Origin of the sequence: Acinetobacter sp. V2 (assembly GCF_001188385.1) — a bacterium.
GTDB classification, from domain to species: domain Bacteria; phylum Pseudomonadota; class Gammaproteobacteria; order Pseudomonadales; family Moraxellaceae; genus Acinetobacter; species Acinetobacter oleivorans.
This window is the reverse complement of record NZ_JZFB01000001.1, coordinates 260,674-262,443: the sequence shown is the minus strand read 5'-3', so window position 1 is coordinate 262,443 and position 1,770 is coordinate 260,674. Positions and strand designations below refer to the sequence as shown.

The window sequence follows — 1,770 nt, the reverse complement described above, 5'->3', positions numbered from 1 at the left end:
GTTGGCCTGCTTGTAGCAAATAACCCAACTGCTCTGATGATCCTAACCATTGCAGGTTCTGCTTATTTGCTATGGATGGGAATAAACTTATTACTTACCCCTCCAACTCCGAACGAGTCTGGTTCTGAAAAGGCTCAGTCATGGTTGAGCTGGGCAACCAAAGGCGTTTATGTGAGTGGGTTAAACCCGAAAGTTTTTTTACTCTTTTTAGCGCTGCTTCCTCAATTTATTGACACTACTGCTACATGGTCCGTGACAACACAAATTCTTGCCTTTGGTGTTGTACACATGATTAGCTGCGCGATAATTTACTTAATGGTGGGTTATGGTTCAGAAGCTATTTTAAAAACCAGACCACAAGCAGCACAATTAGTCGGTCGTTTTTCAGGTGGTTTGATGGTTGTTATCGCAACATGTTTATTGATTGGGCAAATTTAAAAATCATTCAGGAAAAAGTTACTGAGTCACTTTTCGGGTCAGTAACTTAAATAATAAATATAAGAAAAATTATTTCATTCGTTTGAGGTTATAAGTCACCACTCCCCAAATCACCAGTTCTTGCCCCTCTTCAATATAAATATTTTGATAATCAGAATTTTCAGCTTTTAGCCAAACTTTAGGTGGCTGAAATTGACTATCAATCATTAAGCGCTTAACAGTGAAATCATTGTCGATGAGCGCAATCACAATATCACCCGATTTAGCGGGAATACTACGGTCCACAATAAGCGGATCATTAATATCAATTCCAGCATCTAGCATGGATAAAGAATTGGCTTTGACAATGAAGGTAGCATTTTCATTTCTAATTAAATATTCATTTAAATCGAGTGCTTGCTCAATATCATCTTGTGCAGGCGAAGGAAAACCTGCCGCAACACGTTCTGTTGCCAAAGGAATGTGGTAAATTTTATCGTTATTCGGGTGGACCTGTTGAACATTAAGTTTTGAGTTAAAGTCGGTTAAATTATTGGTTTTGACATTATTCAGTAACCAATTTTTGATAAAGTTAACTTGAGACTCGGGAACACGAATGACTTTGGTGGGTTCATTGAACTGTGCTTTACGTCCGGCATTTTCTCGTACACCGCCATGCTCGAACTCTTTTTTCTTTGGCATATTGCCTCCCTATTCACTGTTCAAATCCTACACAAACAATGTAACTTGAAAAAGTTACATTTTCAAGTTGACGAAATATTTTTTTTGCATAACAATAAATCTCATGATCAGATTTTAATCCATTTTGCTTTTAACAGGGATGTTTTAATCAAAATGGCAATTTGAAGAAAATCAAAACCTATTTCGAAATAGTCATTATTGCTGACTGTTTTTTGATTTTTATCAAATGAGATTCTGAACACTTAACATTCTGGTTAAATTCAGTTTTTTGGTATGGAGACATGCGAAATGAAAAATCAACGTGATGCGGTTTTAGGTTATGCAAATGAGCAACATGCTTACTATATCCGCCTGATTGAAAATGATGCGGTTTTAGGTGAAAGCTACGGATTATTCTGTGAAAATCCGGATAGCGAAGCAGCCGAAAGTATTATGACGACGCTATTTTTAAAAAAATCTTTTTGGTTAAACGGTTCTGAGTACATTGATATTGTAAAAGGACTACAACTGCTCCCACAGTAAAGTAAATAAATTAAAAAACGAAGGAGGCAAAAGCCTCCTTCGTTTTTAAAACATTATGCTTAAGACGTAAAACGTCCAGAGGCATCGCGTTTTTGATTACGAGAGTTTTGTCCACGACCGTCATAATCG

General features: G+C 36.7%; 3 protein-coding genes. 2 read left to right on the top strand and 1 reads right to left on the bottom strand.

Features of this window, described 5'->3' with window-relative positions; all coding sequences use genetic code 11:
• Positions 1-438 (top strand): LysE family translocator (locus tag UC75_RS01180; RefSeq protein WP_164837863.1); only part of this gene is annotated, 438 nt, incomplete at its 5' end.
• Positions 439-507: 69 nt separating this feature from the next.
• Here the strand turns inward: UC75_RS01180 and UC75_RS01175 are convergent.
• Entirely contained in the window at positions 508-1,119 is a 612-nt protein-coding gene (locus UC75_RS01175; RefSeq protein WP_049836421.1) for a LexA family protein, read from the bottom strand.
• Between the two features lie 288 nt (positions 1,120-1,407).
• Between UC75_RS01175 and UC75_RS01170 the strand changes: the two genes are divergently transcribed.
• Entirely contained in the window at positions 1,408-1,641 is a 234-nt protein-coding gene (locus UC75_RS01170; protein WP_004793031.1) for a hypothetical protein, read from the top strand.
• The last annotated feature ends 129 nt before the right edge of the window (positions 1,642-1,770 follow it).